Origin of the sequence: Termitidicoccus mucosus (assembly GCF_038725785.1) — a bacterium.
In the GTDB taxonomy this organism is placed as follows: domain Bacteria; phylum Verrucomicrobiota; class Verrucomicrobiia; order Opitutales; family Opitutaceae; genus Termitidicoccus; species Termitidicoccus mucosus.
This window is the reverse complement of record NZ_CP109796.1, coordinates 4,261,316-4,278,187: the sequence shown is the minus strand read 5'-3', so window position 1 is coordinate 4,278,187 and position 16,872 is coordinate 4,261,316. Positions and strand designations below refer to the sequence as shown.

Annotated in this window: 15 protein-coding genes; 7 read left to right on the top strand and 8 right to left on the bottom strand. The window is 65.3% G+C overall.

The window, feature by feature from the left end:
• Positions 1–54 precede the first annotated feature (54 nt).
• Complete coding sequence (locus OH491_RS14920) at positions 55–2,001, bottom strand: hypothetical protein (RefSeq protein WP_068773133.1); 1,947 nt, start codon at positions 1,999–2,001, stop codon at positions 55–57.
• A 154-nt stretch (positions 2,002–2,155) separates the two neighbouring features.
• On the opposite strand from OH491_RS14920, the gene OH491_RS14915 reads away from it, so the two are divergent.
• A complete protein-coding gene (locus OH491_RS14915; protein ID WP_068773132.1) occupies positions 2,156–3,532 on the top strand; it encodes an acetylxylan esterase in 1,377 nt (458 codons plus the stop codon).
• Between the two features lie 392 nt (positions 3,533–3,924).
• Here the strand turns inward: OH491_RS14915 and OH491_RS14910 are convergent, their stop codons facing one another.
• Positions 3,925–4,593, bottom strand: coding sequence for a metallophosphoesterase family protein (locus OH491_RS14910; RefSeq protein WP_068773131.1), 669 nt, complete (start codon positions 4,591–4,593; stop codon positions 3,925–3,927).
• 213 nt (positions 4,594–4,806) lie between these two features.
• Here OH491_RS14910 and OH491_RS14905 point away from each other — a divergent pair, with 213 nt between their 5' ends.
• Positions 4,807–6,546 (top strand): SulP family inorganic anion transporter, encoded by a 1,740-nt coding sequence (locus OH491_RS14905; protein WP_068773130.1) that lies wholly within the window; start codon positions 4,807–4,809, stop codon positions 6,544–6,546.
• Positions 6,547–6,582: 36 nt separating this feature from the next.
• On the opposite strand, the gene OH491_RS14900 is transcribed toward OH491_RS14905, so the two are convergent.
• Positions 6,583–6,750: a DUF1328 domain-containing protein gene (locus OH491_RS14900; protein ID WP_068773207.1), complete on the bottom strand. Its 168-nt coding sequence runs from the start codon at positions 6,748–6,750 to the stop codon at positions 6,583–6,585.
• A gap of 437 nt (positions 6,751–7,187) precedes the next feature.
• Between OH491_RS14900 and OH491_RS14895 the strand changes: the two genes are divergently transcribed.
• Positions 7,188–8,396, top strand: coding sequence for a hypothetical protein (locus OH491_RS14895; RefSeq protein ID WP_068773129.1), 1,209 nt, complete (start codon positions 7,188–7,190; stop codon positions 8,394–8,396).
• A 90-nt stretch (positions 8,397–8,486) separates the two neighbouring features.
• Here the strand turns inward: OH491_RS14895 and OH491_RS14890 are convergent, their stop codons facing one another.
• A complete protein-coding gene (locus OH491_RS14890; RefSeq protein WP_334319754.1) occupies positions 8,487–8,804 on the bottom strand; it encodes a hypothetical protein in 318 nt (105 codons plus the stop codon).
• Between the two features lie 182 nt (positions 8,805–8,986).
• On the opposite strand from OH491_RS14890, the gene panB reads away from it, so the two are divergent.
• Together panB and OH491_RS14880 are read left to right on the top strand one after the other, a co-directional pair.
• Complete coding sequence (gene panB / locus OH491_RS14885; RefSeq protein ID WP_068773128.1) at positions 8,987–9,769, top strand: 3-methyl-2-oxobutanoate hydroxymethyltransferase; 783 nt, start codon at positions 8,987–8,989, stop codon at positions 9,767–9,769.
• A gap of 15 nt (positions 9,770–9,784) precedes the next feature.
• Positions 9,785–10,552 (top strand): WecB/TagA/CpsF family glycosyltransferase, encoded by a 768-nt coding sequence (locus tag OH491_RS14880; RefSeq protein WP_342750538.1) that lies wholly within the window; start codon positions 9,785–9,787, stop codon positions 10,550–10,552.
• Positions 10,553–10,731: 179 nt separating this feature from the next.
• Here OH491_RS14880 and prmB read toward each other — a convergent pair whose 3' ends face one another.
• The 4 genes from prmB to sugE all read right to left on the bottom strand — a co-directional run bounded on the left by prmB (position 10,732) and on the right by sugE (position 13,799).
• Complete coding sequence (gene prmB, locus OH491_RS14875) at positions 10,732–11,856, bottom strand: 50S ribosomal protein L3 N(5)-glutamine methyltransferase (RefSeq protein ID WP_084442736.1); 1,125 nt, start codon at positions 11,854–11,856, stop codon at positions 10,732–10,734.
• Positions 11,853–12,497 (bottom strand): site-2 protease family protein, encoded by a 645-nt coding sequence (locus OH491_RS14870; RefSeq protein WP_068773126.1) that lies wholly within the window; start codon positions 12,495–12,497, stop codon positions 11,853–11,855. The genes prmB and OH491_RS14870 overlap by 4 nt, the downstream gene beginning before the upstream one ends.
• Before the next feature lie 23 nt (positions 12,498–12,520).
• Entirely contained in the window at positions 12,521–13,336 is an 816-nt protein-coding gene (locus OH491_RS14865; RefSeq protein WP_068773125.1) for a hypothetical protein, read from the bottom strand.
• Positions 13,337–13,472: 136 nt separating this feature from the next.
• A complete protein-coding gene (gene sugE, locus OH491_RS14860) occupies positions 13,473–13,799 on the bottom strand; it encodes a quaternary ammonium compound efflux SMR transporter SugE (RefSeq protein ID WP_068773124.1) in 327 nt (108 codons plus the stop codon).
• 319 nt (positions 13,800–14,118) lie between these two features.
• On the opposite strand from sugE, the gene OH491_RS14855 reads away from it, so the two are divergent.
• Positions 14,119–15,234 (top strand): kelch repeat-containing protein, encoded by a 1,116-nt coding sequence (locus OH491_RS14855; protein ID WP_068773123.1) that lies wholly within the window; start codon positions 14,119–14,121, stop codon positions 15,232–15,234.
• A gap of 123 nt (positions 15,235–15,357) precedes the next feature.
• The gene (locus OH491_RS14850) at positions 15,358–16,821 is read left to right on the top strand and encodes a sodium:solute symporter family transporter (RefSeq protein WP_068773122.1); all 1,464 of its coding nucleotides are present in this window, start codon (positions 15,358–15,360) and stop codon (positions 16,819–16,821) included.
• The last annotated feature ends 51 nt before the right edge of the window (positions 16,822–16,872 follow it).

The window sequence follows — 16,872 nt, the reverse complement described above, 5'->3', positions numbered from 1 at the left end:
CTTTGCGCTCCTTGTGCTCTTTGCGGTTAATTTTTTGGGCGGCTCCTCGCGTTCTCAGTTGCTTTTGGCGCGGGTGCGGGCGGCGGATTTCTTTTTCGCCGCGGACCTCGCCGGCTTGGCGTTGAGCCAGATCGTGCCGTCCTTCGGGTATTTGCTGAACCAGTAAATCTCGCCGTCGTGCTCGACAAAGATCGGTTTCTGCCCGCTGTCCTCGGGCACCACCAGGCCGGTCGCGATGAGCGTGCCCATGAACTCGGCCTCGGGCTTGTCCAGCGCCCGGGCCAGGAAGCCGGTCTCGCCGGATACGCCGCTGCCGCGCTTGTTGGGCTTCATCAGCAGGCGGACGGCGGAAAGCGCGAGGTTGTCGGAGGAGGCCGACGACGCGGAGGAGCCCCCGGCGGTTTCGGCCGGGGTTTCAAGTTGAAGCTGAAGCTCGCCGGATTCTTCGGCGGGCGATTCAGGAGCTGCGGCGGCTTCGGATTCCGGCCGGGGCGCCGCAGGAGGCGGCGTGCCGGCGCCCGCAGCGTGTTCCTCGGCGGCGGGGGCATCCGGCAAGGCGGGCGCCTCGTTTTCGGTGGCGCCCGGTTTTTCTTCAGCCGCGGCCTCCGGGTTTGCCTTGGTCTCCCCGGCGTCCAGCCTGGGTTTTTGCTCTTTCTTTTCCCGTCCGTTGATCCAGATGCCGCCGCGGTTGTCTTTGTTGAGCCAATAGAGGCCGTTTCCGATCTCGACGAAAACCGGTTTTTCGCCGGCGGTCGCCGGCGGGTGGAGGCCGAGCGCGGCGAGGGCGGCGGCAAGCGTTTCCTCCTCCTCGTGCAAGGCGCGGGCGAGGAAGCCGATGCTGCCGGAGTAGCCGGGGCCGCGGCGGTTGCGGCGCATCATGGGGCGGATTTTGGCAAGCAACGCCGCGCCTTCGGGCAGCGGCCCGCCGGCCTCGGCGGCGCCTGCGGACGGCGCGTCGTCGCCAGCCGGGGCCGGTTCGGGACGCGGGCCGGTCTCACCGGCGGCATCAGCTTCGCCGCGCTCTTTCGCGGCGGCTTCGTGCGCGGCGCGGCGCTTGGCGGCTTCCTCGGCGCGGGCGGCGGCCGCGGCCTCGGCGGCGGCCTGGCGGGCCGCGCGCTCGGCCTTGCGTTTTTCAATCTCGGCTTTCTCGGCCTCGCGTTCGGCTGCCAGCTCGGCGGCGGCGGGATCGTCGGGCGACAGCGGCGTGGCCTGGACGACCCGGAAGACGGGCCGCGGTTTTTCGCGGGTGTTGATGAAAAGCTGGCCGCGGTTGTTGCGGTTTACCCAGTAAAGGTCTTCCTCGAACTCGAAATACTCCGGGTCGGCCTCCTCGGTTTCCGGGATGGAGAGACCGCACTCTTTCAATGCGCCGACGAGGTCGGCCTCGCGCTGCTCCCAGCGTTTGGCGAGAAACTCGATGCTGACGGACGAGCCGGGGCCCTTGGGATTGCGGCGGAAGTGGGGTTTGAGCGCGTCGAAGAATGTCGGCAGGTCGTCGTCCATGTCCTCGAGGTTGTCCCAATCGTTGTCGGCGGAGTCGTCCTCGTCCTGCGCGTCGGGATCGAGGTCGCGCTCGGTGTCGCGGACGGGCCGGATGGCGGACTTGTCGGCGGCGACGCCGGCCGGGGCGTTGCCGGGCGTCGGGACCGGCGGGGGCAGATCCGCGGAGGACGGCGCGGACGACGGCAGTGACGCGGGCGGCTGGGCCGGCGCCTGCGAAACCGCAGGCTGGGCCGGCGGCGCGGACGGCGCATCAAACAGCGACACCGCCGGCTTGGGCGGCGCGCCCGCCGCCGCGGCCGGCGTCTCCGGCGGCGTCCAGTCGCGCTGCGTGGAGCGGCGCGCGAGGCCGTGGAAAGCGAGGGGATTGTCGGGCTGGGTTTGAAAGTGGATGATCTCCCACTCGTCCTTGCCGAGTGTGTTGAGATGTTTTTCCAGCAGCGACGGATTGGCGAAACCGTGAGCGCCGCTGGTGATAATTTTGTATTCCCAAAGGGCCATATGAGTGTTGCGAGTAGAGGCCAACGCATTCCAAATAACACCCTGCTTGCGAGCCTAAACCGTGCAAACATCCCCTTCGGCCATATCTTTGCAACAAAACATCCTTTCTTTTTCGCATCATCGCCCCCCTTTTTCCCACAATCCGCGATAACCTATGAAAAAACTACCCGCCCTCCTCACCGCCGGGCTCGCCATCGTCGCGAGCGCGGCCTTTGCCGCCCCGGCCGCCTCGCCGGTCCAGCCCGTGCCCGCGTTTGCGCAGGCGCGCCTCGCCACCGTGCAAGTCGTCGTCGCGCCCGACCACGCCGACTGGACCTACGCGACCGGCCAGCCCGCGAAATTCACCATCAGCGTGCTCGCCGACAACAACCCGCTCGCCGGCGCGACCGTCTCCTACAAGGTCGGCCCCGAGCAGATGCCCCCCGCCGTCGAGAAAACCGGCGTCGCCGTCCCCGCGGGCGGCCTCGTCGTGGACGCCGGCACGCTGAAGGAGCCCGGCCTGATTCGCTGCATCGTCACCGCCACGGTCGGCGGCAAGACCTACCGCGGCCTCGCCACCGCCGCCTTTTCCCCCGAGAAAATCCAGCCCACGCAGGCCCAGCCGGACGACTTCGACGCGTTCTGGGACGCCGGCAAGGCCGAGCTCGCCACCGTGCCGATGGAGCCCACCCGCACCCTGCTCCCCGAATACTGCACGAGCGACGTGAACGTTTACCACGTCAGCTTCCGCGTCATCGGCGGCGACAGCCGCTACACCAGCCGCATCTACGGCATCCTCTGCGAGCCGAAGGCCCCCGGCAGCTATCCCGCCATCCTCCGCGTGCCCGGCGCCGGCGTGCGCCCCTACGTGCCCGTCAGCACCGAGCTCGCCTCGCGCGGCGTCATCACGCTCAACATCGGCATCCACGGCATCCCCGTCGACCTGCCCGCCTACGCCTACGACCAGATGCGCACCGGCGCGCTCAAAGCCTACTGGGCCTACAACCTCGACGACAAGGACGCCTACTACTACCGCCGCGTTTACCTCGGCTGCGTGCGCGCCAACGACTACCTCCTCTCGCTCCCCAACCACGACGGCAAGAACCTCCTCGTGACCGGCGGCAGCCAGGGCGGCCAGCTCTCCCTCGTCACCGCCGGCCTCGATCCGCGCGTGACCGCGGTCGCGCCCGTGTATCCGGCTTACTGCGACGTGACCGGCTACCTGCACGGCCGCGCGGGCGGCTGGCCGCACATGTTCCGTCCCGATTCGAAAACCGGCACCGCCGGCTTCCACGCGCAAAACCCGGCCAAGATCGCCACCACCGCCTATTACGACGCGGTCAACTTCGCCCGCCGCATCAAGGCCCCCGGCCTTTATTCGTGGGGCTACAACGATGAAACCTGCCCGCCCACCTCGATGTTCGCCGCTTATAATGTCATAAAAGCCCCGAAGGCGCTGAACCTCGCCCTCATCACCGGCCACAACACCATCCCCGAGGAAAACGTCGCCATCGACGAATGGCTCCTGGAGCGGGCCGGGGTGAAAAAGTAAGGCCGATGCCTGAAATAATACCCTTTACGACCAAAAATTATCTTTTCGGTAGGGCGAGGCGTCCCCGCCGAGCCGCGGCTCAGCGGGAGGCTTCGCCCTACCCTTGATAAATCTATAAATGACTGGGAACTGGTATCATACCATTTCCGAACTGGAATAACGCTTTAACAGAACCGTGAGAAACCGGGACGCGGGCAGGTTTCGAGCGTCAGCGACAGTCCGCCATGCCCGCGCTCCTTTGGCTACGGCATCATACCATTTCTCAATGAAAATCACCTTTTGCTGGAGGGCCGAGCTCCTGCGAGGCCGTCGGGGTTATACGTGACGTTTTTCCGCGACGGCCTCGCAGGAGCTCGGCCCTCCAGAAGAGTGAATTTCATTCGGAATTGGTATCAGCCACGTCCGAGCATTCCCTCGCGCAACTCGCGGCGGTTGTTGGCCTGCCAGTAGCGGTTGGCGCGCGTGTCGAGACAGGTGAGCCAGCCGTCGCCGTCATAGGCGGCGGTGTCGAGGCACACGGCGTGGCCGAGGTCGCGCGGCACCCCGCCGGACTGGATCGTATGGCCGCAAATCATGCGCTTGCCCGAGCAGTGTGGCGCGGGATTTTCAAAGCGTTTCCAAAAAAGCATGTCCGCCGGCTGCCGGTCGAGCGGCAGGTCGGGCGCGGCGCCCGCATGGACGAAAAAATCCGTGTCCGTCTCATAATACGCCCGGCAGCTTTTGAAAAATTCCCAATGCGCGCTCGGCACCTCCCCGAGCGCGGGCACGCCGTAGGAGGCGAGCGTCGCCTCGCCGCCGAAAAGCGCGAGCCATTGCGCGAGCATCTTCCGGTCCCGCCGGGAATCCATCATCGCGATTTCGTGGTTGCCGAGCAGCGTGACGAGGTTCGCGCGCCCGCGCAGGGCGAGCAGGTACTCGACCACCCCGCGCGAATCCGGCCCGCGGTCCACGTAGTCGCCCAGCATCACCAGTGTATCGTCTTTTTTGATACAAAGCGCGGATGCCAGCGTCTCCAGGGCGGCAAGCGAGCCGTGGATATCGCCAATCGCAAGGGTTCTCATGCCGCGCCATCATGCGCTCCCGTCCCCGCCCGCCAACCGTCAAAATGCGGCCCCGAAAAATCGCTCCCGTTCTCCATCCTTCTTTATTCTTTCCTCTTTATCTTTCTCTTTCTCCCTTCCAACGGGTTGGAAAAACAGGCATTTTCGGAGGGGAGAAAGATAAAGAGGAAAGAATAAAGAGAAAGATTAAGAGCCCATCCGCCCCCTCACCCCATGCCTGCCGAAAAATTCATCAACCGGTTCATGCCAGGGCTGGCCTCGTTGCGGCATTACCAGAAGGACTGGTTGCAAAGCGATGTGTTCGCGGGGCTCTCGGTCGCGGCCGTCCAGGTGCCGACGGCCATCGCCTACGCGCAACTCGCCGGGCTGCCGCCCGAGGTCGGGCTTTATTCGTGCATCCTGCCGATGCTGCTTTACGCGCTCGTGGGCGGGTCGAGGCAGTTGCAGGTCGGGCCGGACGCGGCCACGTGCACCCTGGTCGGCGCGGTGCTGATGCCGCTGGCGGTGGCGGGCCCGGAGCAGACGGTCGCGTTGTGCGCGGTGCTCACCCTCATGGTCGGCGTGTGCTCGATTCTGGCGGGCATGCTGCGGTTCGGCTTTGTGGCCAATTTCCTCTCCCGCCCGATTCTGGTCGGCTTCCTCAACGGCATCGGCATCAGCATCATCGCGGGACAACTGGCAAAAATCCTCGGCTACGCCGCCCCTCACTCCAGATTTTTCGAAGGGCTTTGGCAAACCGCCGTGCGGCTGGACGAGATACACTGGCCGACGCTCGCGGCGGGGCTGTTCGCGCTGGCGGTCACCGTCGGGGTGAAACGGCTGCGCCCGCGCTGGCCCGCGCCGCTGCTCGCGATCGTGGCGGGCGCGGCCGCGGCGTTTGTGCTCCATCTCGACCGGCACGGCGTGGCGCTCACCGGGCACATCGAGGCCAGCCTGCCCCTGCCGCGTCTGCCCCTGGTCGATGCGGGCTCGCTGGCGCGCCTGTTCGAGGGCGCGGTGAGCATCACGGTGGTCAGTTTTTGCAGCGGCATGCTCACGGCGCGGAGTTTCGCCAACAAAAGCGGAGGCGCGCTCAACCCGAACCACGAGTTCATGGCGTTCGGCGTGGCCGACATCGGCTCGGCGCTCTGCCAAGGCTTTCCCATCAGCGGCGCGGACTCGCGCACGGCGGTCAACGACCTCGCGGGCGGCAGGAGCCACCTCGTCGGCGTGGTCGCGGCGCTCGCCATCGTGTGCGTGCTGCTGTTCCTGACCGTGCCGCTGTCCTGGGTGCCGGCGCCGGCGCTGGGCGCGGTGCTCGTGGTGGCGGGATTCGGGCTGATCGACCTGAAGGCGCTGCGGCTGGTGCGGCGCGCGAGCCGGTTTGAGTTCTGGCTCTCGATCGCCACGACCATCGGCGTGCTGACGATCGGCGTGCTGCCGGGCATCATCTTCGCCATCGGCCTCACGCTGCTGCGCACGCTCCAGCTTCTCTACCGCCCGGCGGACGCGGTGCTGGGCTGGAAACGCGGCGTGGACGGCCAGGTGGACGTGCGCACCCATCCCGACGCCCGCACCGTGCCGGGCGTGGTCGTGTATCGCTTCGACTCCCCGCTGCTGTTCTTCAACGCCGACTATTTCAAGGAGCGCGTGCTGAAACTGGTGGACGCGGAAAAAGCGCCCGCCGCCGTGCTCTTTGTCGCGGAGATGGTCGGGCAGACCGACGTGACCGGGCTGGAGGTGCTGCGGGAACTGTGCGCCGGCCTGCGTGCGCGGGGCGTGACGCTCGCGCTGGCGCGCCCGCACAAAGGCTTCCGGGCGGCGCTCGAGCAATCCGGCGTGATCAACGAGATCGGCCGCCAAAACCTGTTCACCTCGGTGCGCACCGGCATGCAGCATTTCCGGCAGTTGCGAAAACAGATGGCCGCGAAAGCCCTGGCCGAGGCGCGCGAAACGAAGGCGGAAAACCAATGAATCCGCCACCCGGGCCGGGCGCCCCGTGTTTGCCGGTCAGGCGGTCGGCGGCCTGCGTCCGATGAGCAGCGAAATCACGAAAATCACCAGAAACACAAAGAACAGGATTTTCGCGATTGACGCGGCCGTGCCTGCCAAACCGCCGAATCCCAGCACCGCCGCAATGATGGCCACAATCAGGAAGATAAGTGAATAACGCAGCATGGTGCCGCCAGCATAGCATTGACCGCGGACGAGCGCAAATGGCGGCAACAGGAAAAGACGTCCGCCGCCGCCCGCCGGGCACGAGCCCAAAGCGCGTCAACATTCGCCGCCATCCGCTGTCTCAAATCTTGGTTCGACGCTATTTTCGATGAAAAGTCCGGTTGTTTTAGTCACAGAGTTCACGGAGCGCGGACACAGAGTTCACGGAGGAAGTTCAAAATCGAACCTCTGTGGACTCTGTGTCGGAGCTCTGTGTGCTCTGTGACTTGGTTTTGCTTCTTTGCCATGAAAAACAGCCATTCAAAATAGACAGGAACCCAAATCTTTTTCCCGCCGTGCAATCAAAGAGCCGCCGCCGTGCTTCACTTTTCCGCCAAACTCGTTTCACTTCCTCGCTTTCGCCCGCGTCTTCCTTATCTGCCATTGTCCGGAAACCCGTGAAAACCCGCGCAACCGCCAGCACCTTTGCCGCCTTTGCCATCGCCCTGCTCTTTCTGGCCGGCTGCGCCAGCGCGCCCACGATGCCCCGCATCACGCCGACCGGCGACCCGATCGTGGACGGCCGGGCCTATATCGACGCCGCGCCCAAGAAAGACAAAGTTCTCTACCAGTATCGCCTCGCCGCCACCACCTTGCGCCGGGGCGAACCCGGCGAGACGAAATCCCTGCTCGACGACGCCCTCATGACCGCCGCCGCCAACTACGGCAATATCAGCGCCGATGCCGCCAAGTCCCGGCGCATGTTCCGCAACGAGTCCGACAAGCCCTTCATCGGCGAACCCTACGAACGCGTCATGGCCAACTACTACCGGGCCATCCTCTACTGGCGCGACGGCGAGCCCGACAACGCCCGCGCGCTCTTCCGCACCGCCGAGCTGCTCGACAGCGACGCCGAGGAAAAGACCTATGCCGGCGACTACGTGCTCTGCGACTACCTCGATGGCTACGTCACGGCGAAACTCGGCGGCAACGGCTCCGACGCGCTCGCCCGCGCCGTCGCCAGCGCCCGCGCGCAAAGCCGCCCCGAGCCCCTGCCCTACGACCCGTCGGCCAACGTGCTCTTTTTCGTCGAGTTCGGCCGCGGCCCGCGCAAAGTCGCCGCCGGCCAATACGGCGAGATGCTGCGTTTCCAGGCCGGCCCCGTCACCGCGTCCGCCGCGCGCCTCGAAATCGCCGGGCGCACCGTCATGCTGCCGGCCTACGACGATCTCTTTTTTCAAGCCATCACGCGCGGCGGACGCGTGATGGACCATATTCTGGGCAACAAGGCCGTCTTCAAAACCGGCGCCAATACCGTGGGCGACGTCGCCCTCATGGGCGCGGTCATCGCCGCCAACAGCCGCGGGGAAGACTCCGGCACGGCCGCCCTTGCGCTCGCCGCCGTGGGCCTGATCAGCAAGCTCACCTCCGCCGCCACGACGCCCGACGCCGACACGCGCCAGTGGGACAACCTGCCGCGCTACCTGAGTTTCCACGCGCTCAAGCTCGCGCCCGGCGACTACCCGGCGACGCTCACCTTCCTCGACGCCAGTGGTCGCGCCATCGACAGTCTCACGCAACAGTTCACCGTCACGGTCGCCGCGACCACGACCCTCGGCGAAGCTCCGCGCGACACGGTCGTCTACCGCAGCGAACTGACGAAGTGAGGCGGCCGGAAGCCTGCGCCACGCGGCGCGCTGGCGCGCGCCTCCGGCGAAAATCGGCCATGCCGGGTCGCCTTGCGCTTTCCGCCCCGCTCAGAACAGCGTCAGAGCGCGGGCGCTTTCGATCACGATCCATGCACCGCCGGCGCTTAGAGTCGCGATCACCAGGCTCTTGAAAAAACGGCGGCGGCGCAGGCGCGCGTCGTAGTGGTCGGTGTTGCGCGCCCTCAGGCTGCCCGTCGCGGAAATAAAACTCACGAAACCCGAATTGCGGATGGTCGTGGTGCGAATCCGACTGTTATCCACCCGGCCCATGCGGATAGGCGGACGGCGAAACAGGTTTTTCAGGATACGCAAAATCATTTCGAGAGGGTTAGTCCAACTAACGGCAATTTCGGTTCGATTTTTCAATATAAAACACCCGTGCGCGCCATTTTTTCTTTCCGCGCGTCCTTTAATGCCGCGTGCGGCCTGCGTGGTTGCGCAGGAAAGCCGGCGTGTTTTTGCACTGGTTTCGGGGCCGAAGGCTCGCGGCCCGTCGTGCCTGTGCTACCTTGCAATGACGGTTTTTAGCCTCATAACCGCAAAAACAAATGCCGAAAACCACCACGCACAGCATTCGCAAACTCAAGGGCCGGCAGCCCATCGTCGTCGTCACGGCTTATGACGCTCCCACGGCGCGCTATGCCGACGCGGCGGGCGTCGATATCATTCTCGTGGGCGATTCCCTGGGCAACGTCGTGCTCGGCCACGAGCACACCGTCCCGGTCACGCTCGACGACATCTGCCATCACACCGCGGCCGTCGTCCGCGCGCGCCCCGCCGCCCTGGTCGCCGCCGACCTGCCCTTTGCCGAGGCGCATTACTCCTTCGACCATGTGCTCGCCTCCTGCCAGCGCATTCTCCAGCAGGCCGGGGCCGGGGCGGTGAAGATCGAGGGCGGCGCGGAAATCGCGCCCGTGGTCGCGCGCCTCACCGCCGCCGGCATTCCCGTGTGGGGCCACATCGGCTTGAAGCCGCAGCAAGTCCTCGCGCTCGGCCGCTACAAAAAATTCGGGGCCGCCGCCGCCGAACGCGACGCGCTCCTCGCCGACGCCCGCGCGCTCGAGCAGGCGGGCGTGTTTGCCCTGCTCATCGAGCTCACCGACTCCGAATGCGCGCGCGCCATCACCGAGGCCGCGGGCGTGCCGACCATCGGCATCAGCGCGGGGCCGCATTGCGACGGGCAGGTGCTGGTCGCGCACGATCTGCTCGGGCTCACCCCGTCCGAGTATCTGCCCGGCTTCGTCAAACAATTTGCAAACGCGGGCGCGGAATACCAGAAGGGGTTTGCGGCTTTTGCCGAGGCCGTGCGCTCGAAAAAATTCCCGGAGTGACCCCGCTCTTCCGCCTTGCCCATTCCCACCTTCAATGTCCTCGGGGTCGCCGTCCACGCAATGAACCTCCCGGTTGCGACCGCCGCCATCATGGACGCGGTGAAGGCGCGGCGCAAGGGCTGCGTCTGCCTCGCCGCCGTGCACGGGATTTCCGAGGCGCAGCGCGACCCGGACCTCAAGCGCATCTACAACCGCGCCATGCTCACCGCCACCGACGGCATGCCGCTGGTCTGGCTCGCGAAGTGGCGCGTGGGCGGCGACATCGGGCGCGTTTACGGCCCGGACCTGATGCTGGAGGTCTTTCGCGCCACGCAAAACGGCGAGGCCGCGCATTTTCTCTGCGGCGGCGCGGAAGGCGTGGCGGAGTTGTTGAGGCAAAAGCTGCTCGGGCGGTTTCCGCGCGCGCGCATTGCCGGCACGTGGTGCCCGCCGTTCCGCGAGCTGACGGATGACGATGAAAGGCGGCTCGCCGCGGCCGTGCGCGCGGCCCGGCCGGACATCATGTGGGTGGGGCTCGGCGCGCCGAAGCAGGAGCGGTTCATGGCGCGCCATCTGGAAACGCTCGACGCCACGCTGATGATCGGCGTGGGCGCGGCGTTTGATTTTCATGCCGGGACGCTCCGGCAGGCCCCGCGCTGGATGCGGCGTTGCGGCTTGGAGTGGTTTTTCCGCCTCTGTGTCGAGCCGCGCCGTCTCTGGCGCCGTTATCTGGTTTATAATCCACTCTTCGTGCTCAGGGCCGGCTGCCAGCTTCTCGGGCTGAAGAAGTATCCGGTCTTGTGATGCAAGAATCTTGATGGGTTCGGCGGTGGACCTGCTCTCAGCAAGAATTTGATTATCATATGACTTATAGACTTATCAAGGTAGGGCGAAGCCTCCGGCTGAGCCGCGGCTCGGCGGGGACGCCTCGCCCTACCTAAACTATAAATTTCGGGCGGAAATGGTATTATTGGCAAATGCTGTCAGAGGCTGTCCGCATGGGCGGCCAGGCGGCGGGCGTGGATGACACAGACGCAGTCGCTGCCGTCCTCGGTGTGGAGCCAATGCGGCTCCAGCGCGGCGAAGGCCCGGTCCATCGCGCGGCGCAGACCGCCGACCTCGATCAGCACGATGCCGTCCGGCGCAAGGCGCGCGGCGGACTGGCGCAGGAGTTTTCTGATGATGTCGAGCCCGTCCCGCCCGCCGTCGAGCGCGAGGCGCGGCTCCTTGCGAAATTCCTCCGGGAGCGCGTCGCAGATGCGGCTGGGCTCGTAGGGCGGGTTGCTGAGAATCACATCGTAACGCGCGGGCGGCACGGCGTCGAACACGTCGCTGCGATGCAGCGCGACGCGGCGGGCGAGGCGGTGCGCATCGACGTTGATCCGCGCGACTTCGAGCGCGCCGGGCGACAGGTCGATGGCATCGACGGCGGCCTTGGGGAAGTGCTTCGCGAGCAGGATGGCGAGGCAGCCGGAGCCGGTGCAGACATCCGTGACGCGGCGGACTTTTTCCGGGACAAACGCGGTGTCGGTGGCGAAGGCGAGGCCGCCGGCGGCGAGGCCGGGGATGATTTCCAGGAAATAGGAGCGCGGGATGAGCACGCGCTCATCGACGTAAAAGCGCAGATCGCCGAGCCAGGCCTCGCGCGTGATGTAGGCGGCGGGGATGCGCTCGACGACGCGGCGCTGGAGGACGGCGCGCAGGGCGATGCGTTGCGCGGGGTCGAGCGGACGGTCGAGCGCGGCGGGTTCGCTGTCGAGCGGCCAGCCGAGCGTGTGGAGCAGGAGGTAGAGCGCCTCGTCGTGGGCGTCGGTGGCGATCTGGCCGAGGGCGAGCCCGGCGCGCTCGTAGGCGTCGATGGCAAAGTCGAGCCAAGCGCGGAGCGTGGCGAGTTGCGAGGAGACGGGGAGCGCGGGGGAAAGGTGGAGTGCGGACTGCGGAGTGTGGCTTGGCGCGGCGGCTGATGGCGCGGGCCGGCGGGCGCGGGGCGCGCAGGGAGCGTTGCGCGGCCCGGCGGGCGGGGCCTTGTCACTTGTATTACTTGACCCTTGATCCTTGCCGACGCCGCCGTCGGCATCGGGGTGTTTTTTGCGGACGTTTTTTTTCACGTCAGGAATTGCAGGAGGGCGACGAAGGGTTTGAGCGCGTGGCCGATGAGCGAACCGAGAAAGCCGCGGGTTTGCGGGATGTTGAAAAGCACCATGAGGATGAGCCAGCCGTAGCGCGCGAACGCGATGTAGGCGCGCTCGCTCATGCCGAACCAATACATGAGGAATTTCGAGCCGTCGAGCGGCGGCACAGGCAGGAGGTTGAACACCATCAGGCTGATGTTGATGACGATGATGCTGGAAAGCAGGCCGGGAAGCCAGGGCGCGTCCGGTGCGGCGCGGACGACGAGCGCGAATACGATGGTGCCGGCCAGCGCGAGGAGGAGGTTCATCGCCGGGCCCGCGATGGTGACCCAGGCGCGTTGCGAGGTGCGGGGGAGGTTGTCCGGGTTGATGAGGACGGGCTTGGCCCAGCCGATGATGGGAATGCCGGTGAGAATGGCGATGAATGGGATGACGACGGTGCCGATGAGGTCGATGTGCGCGAGCGGGTTCAAGGTCACGCGTCCCATGCGCCGCGCGGTGTCGTCGCCGAGCCGGTCGGCCGTCCACGCGTGGCCCCATTCGTGCGCGCTGAGGCTCACGATGACGATGGCGTAGGAGATGAGCGCGGCGGTGAGTTGTCCGGGTGAGAGATTCATGGGCTGGCGGCGGGCGGGAGGGTTCAGGATTTGGCCGGCGGCTCGGCGACGATGTGTTCGTGGTTGCGGATATGCTCGGAGCAGTAGCAGTAGTCGCCCGCGCACTTGGAGCAGTAGCGGAAGTCCTCCTGCGGATGGGTGCGGTCGGTCTTGCCGCACACGTGGCAGCGGTGGCGGGGCTCGTTGGCCGTGGCGATGCGCCGCGCCTGCCCGGCCATGCGGCGGCGGCCGTGCCGCGCGTTTTGCCAGATGGCGCGGGCAAAGAAGAGAAGGAAGTTTCCGACCGCGGCGATGATGGTGAGCCGGGTCGCGAGGCCGCCCGTGATGAAGCTGTAGCCGTATAGGATCCACGTGAAGAGCGCGATCCACTTGATGCGCACCGGCAGGATGAAAAACAGGTGGAGCGTGAAGTCCGGGAAGAGAAACGCAAAGGCGAGAAAGAGCGACCCGGCGATGAAGGTGTTGCTGGCGGGATAGCCGGGCGTGATGAAGGACAGCCCGACGGTGAGCGCGTAGCCGATGAAAAGAAAGAGGTTGTAGCGGACCGTGCTCCAATGGTGCTCAAGCGCGGTGCCGTAGAGGTAGAGCAGATAAAGCGCAAACGCCGCCCCGATGACGCCGAAGGTCGAGACGGGAATCGGCGGCAGAAACACAAATGTGACGAGCCGCCACCACTGGCCTTCGAGCACGAGCGCGGGATAAAGTTGCAGCAGAAAAGGATCGATCAGCCGGAGCATCGCGGCGCCGAGCGCGAGAAGCTGCCCGGCGACGATGTAGATCGTGATGTTGCGGATGGCGAAAGGTTCGAGCCAGCGCTCGATGCGATGGAGCCATGACATGATTGGGGCTCGTCTTTAACGGCTGGACCCGGCGGCGCGAAGGGAAAAGCGCGGGGATGGGAAAAAAATTGGTGGACCCGCCATTTCAAATTGAAAGGGCGCGGCGGTCGGGACGGGCACGCCCCGGTGGGGTGGGTCAGGCATTTGTCTTGGCCAGCAATTTCAAGCCGATCACGCCGCCCACGATGAGCGCGACGCACAGGATGCGGAGGGCGTCGCGCGGCTCGCCCATGAAACACATGCCCGCGATGGCCGCGCCCGCCGCGCCGATGCCGGTCCACACCGCGTAAGCCGTGCCCAGGGGCAGTTGTTTCATCGCGAGCGCAAGCAGCGCGAAGCTCAGCAGCATGAACACGAACGTGATCACGCTCGGCCACAGCCGCGTAAACCCGTCGGACTGCTTCATGCCGAGCGCCCAGACGATTTCGAATAATCCTGCGACAAAAAGGTAAAGCCAGGCCATGATGGATGATGGTTTCTCGCCGTCGTTGCACCGGAGCGGCCACGGTTCTGATTGCAGCGTATGCCGGCGCGGGCCGGCGTGATTGCGACACCTACGGAACGGGGCGCAAACCCCGCGATCCGCCATCGGTGTCCCGCATGGCTGCGCAAACTAAGTGAGCGGGCGGCGGTTTGTTTCAAGCTTTGTTTTGAAGGCCCGCGCGGACGGGGGGCTTTCGGGGCATCGTGGTCACCTCGGGATACCGACGCATGTTGTTTGTTCGACTCGCTTGGATTTGTGTCCATGCAGTCCGATATTCCCCCGCCTTACCCGCTCGCTCATGCGTTTTTTCAAAAAACATCCCTTCATCGCACCCGCCGTGTGCCTGTTTGCCGGCATCCGAGCTTTCTCCGCGCCCGTGATCCCGCCAACCGATGCGGATTTCACTTGGGTGCGCGCCGCCGACCTGCCGGAACCGGCCGGGCTGAAGGCCATGTATGCCGGGCTGAGCCACGGCCGCGTCATCCTCGCCGGCGGTTCGTATTTCCCCGTGCCCGCAAGCCAGGGTGGAAAAAAGACGTATGCGCGCCGTGTGTTCACGCGTCCCGCCGACGCACCCGAGGGCGCGGCTTGGGAGATCGACGCGGCGGCGCTGCCCGCCGGCCTCGGCGAGGGCGCGTCGGTCACGACGGAACACGGGATCGTGATCATGGGCGGAAACGGCGAGTCCGGCCCGGTCGCGGACGTGTTTATATTGAAATGGGACGGGGCTGCGGGCCGTGTTGTCCGGACGCCGCTCCCGCCGCTGCCGGGGCCGTCCGCCAACGCCGCCGCCGTTTACCGGGGCGGAAAAATATATATTATCGGAGGGGAAAACCGCGGGCGCGCGTCGCGCCGGCTCATGCAGCTCGACCTTGCCGCCGCGACGGGCGGGGAAACCGGCGCGGCCTGGCGCGAGCTGCCGTCATTGCCGGGCACGCCGCGCTTCGGCGCGGCGGCGGCGGTGCTGCGCGCGGGCGCGGGCGAGCGGCTGTTCGTATTCGGAGGGCGGGCGGAGGCCGCGGGCCGCGTGGTGGAGACGGACTACCTTGCGGACGGTTTTTCCTATGATTTTGAAACCGGCGCGTGGTCGCCTGTCGCGCCGCTGCCCTGGCGCGCGCTGCTGCCCGCGGCGGCGCGCACGGCCGACAGCGAGATGGTCGTGATGGGCGGCTCCGACGGAAGCCACCTCGCGCGGATGACGGGGCCGGATGCGAATCCGGCTCCCGCCCTGCCGGACCACATGGCGCTATACGACGCGGGCACAAACCGATGGCGCGCCGCCGGCAGGATGCCCCTCGGCGCGGCATCCGTGGCGGTGGCGGATCTGGGCGGCCGCTGGCTCGTGGCCGGCGGGGAGCCCGCGCCCGGCCTCCGGGCGCGCAACGTTTATATAATGAAAAAAGCAAATCAATAAACTCACCGCAACAGCACAAAGATCGCAAAGGATTGTTTCCAACAAGTTCTTTCCTTTGTGCTCTTCGCGCCTTGTCAGGCCACTCGGCTTCGCCTCGTAGAGTGGTGAATAAAAACAAATTTCATGAATACCCTCGATTATATAATCCTCCTCGTCTATTTCGCCATGGTTTGCGGCGTGGCGGCGCTGTTCGCCGGGAAACAGAAATCCTTGAAGGACTATTTTCTCGGCGACCGCAACGTGCCGTGGTATGCGGCGATGTTTTCCGGCATTGCGACGATTGTCAGCGCGGTGTCGTTTCTGGGCGGTCCCGGCATGGCGTTTTCGGGCAATTTGCAGTTCCTCCAGTATCGGCTGGCCATGCCAATCGTGCTCGGTGTGATCTGCGGCATCATATTGCCGATGTTTTTCCGGCTGAATGTCTATTCAATCTATGAATACCTCGAGCGCCGTTTCGATGTCCGCGTCAAGTTGATGGCGAGCGTTTTGTTCCTGCTGCTCAAGTCGGGTTATCTGGCGATTTGCATGTATGCGCCCGCCTTGGTGCTGGCGCGCATGATCGGGGTTTCGCCCGGCGGCATTGTCATCGCGGTGGGATTGATCACCGTATTATATACGACAGCGGGCGGCATCAAGGCCGTCATATGGACGGACACGCTGCAACTGGGAATCTTCATCGGGGCGATCTTTTTCGTGCTCGGTTTGGTTTGCAGCAAGGTGGACGGAGGCGTGCCTGCGGTCATCGCCATCGCCAACGAGCACGGGCGGCTGAATTTCTTCAACTTCTCCTGGAGCCTGACGGAGTCCTACACCTTCCTCGGCGCTCTGTTTGGCGGAACGGTGTTTACGCTCAGCCAGTTCGGCGTCGATCAGGCGGAGGTGCAGCGCTATCTGACGACCGCGAACATACGCCAGTCCAACCTGGCGATGATCACCTCGATGATCGCCGCGGCCGCGGTTGGTTTTGCGATATTTTTTATTGGTGCGGCCCTGTTTGCCTTCTATCAGGCTTATCCGGGAAAGATTACCTCGGATATCGGACCGAATGATATTTTTCCGAAATTCATCATCGAAGAGCTCCCGCATGGGATAAAAGGCGTGCTGGTGGCGGCGATTCTCGCGGCGGCGATGTCCACCATGAGCGCGGTGTTGAACTCGATGGCGACGGTGACGCTGACCGATGTGTGGCCCCGTGTGACGTCGCGGAAACCGGGGGTGCGTGCCGGGCGCTGGTGCACTTTTCTATTGGGCGCGCTGGCCACGACGCTGGCGTGTTTCGGTGACAAATTCGGCAATATACTGGAGGCATCGATTTTGATAGGCAATTTGTTTGGCGGAAGCCTGGTCGGCACATTCTTGCTCGGCATGCTCTTCCGGCGCGCCACCGCGCGCGGCGCCTTGATTGGCATGCTGGCCGGCTTTGCATCTGCGATCTGGTTATGGCGGGGCACCGATGTGGCGATGCTCTGGTATGGATTTTTCTCCATGCTGGTGGTGTTCGCCGTCGGCTACGCGGTCAGCCTCCTCGAGCCCGCGCCGGCAGAGGATCGGCTGCGGGGGTTTGTGGTGGGATTATTTCATAAATAAATTTTTATTTCGGGAAACTCTGCCCGAACGGCGCGCTGGAGACTATTTTGC